The 743-nt window shown below is 66.5% G+C and carries 1 protein-coding gene; it reads left to right on the top strand.

Features of this window, described 5'->3' with window-relative positions:
• On the top strand, window positions 1-743 hold a 743-nt coding region (locus OW493_RS17160; RefSeq protein ID WP_289864989.1), incomplete at both ends, for an Ig-like domain-containing protein.

A 743-nucleotide genomic window follows, 5' to 3' on the forward strand; every position in this document is an offset into this window, starting at 1 on the left:
CCGGCGCTGACCTCCGACACCACGCCGACCATCGTCGGTACCACCGATGCCGAAGATGGCAGCACCGTCACGCTGCTCATCACCGACAGTGACGGCAACGAGCAGACCGTTACCGCGACCGTCGAGAACGGCACCTATACGGTTGACGCCGAGACGCCGCTGAGCGAAGGCGAGTACAGCGTCGAAGCCACCGTCACCGACCCGGCCGGCAACACCGCGACCAGCAATGACGTGGGCGAGATCGACGCAAGCGCGCCGAGCCTGACCGTCGATGCGCCGGCGCTGACCTCCGACACCACGCCGACCATCGTCGGCACCACCGATGCCGAAGACGGCAGCACCGTCACCCTGGTCATCACCGATAGTGACGGCAACGAGCAGACCGTTACCGCGACCGTCGAGAATGGCACCTACAGCGTCGACGCCGAGACCCCGCTGAGCGAAGGCGAGTACAGCGTCGAGGCCACTGTCACCGACCCGGCCGGCAACACCGCGACCAGCAATGACGTGGGCGAGATCGACGCGAGCGCGCCGAACCTGACCGTCGATGCCCCGGCGCTGACCTCCGACACCACGCCGACCATCGTCGGTACCACCGATGCCGAAGACGGCAGCACCGTGACTCTGGTCATCACTGACAGTGAAGGCAACGAGCAGACCGTTACCGCGACCGTCGAGAACGGCACCTACAGCGTCGATGCCGAGACGCCGCTGAGCGAAGGCGAGTACAGCGTCGAGGCCAC

Origin of the sequence: Cobetia sp. 14N.309.X.WAT.E.A4 (assembly GCF_030397495.1) — a bacterium.
GTDB lineage: Bacteria > Pseudomonadota > Gammaproteobacteria > Pseudomonadales > Halomonadaceae > Cobetia > Cobetia marina.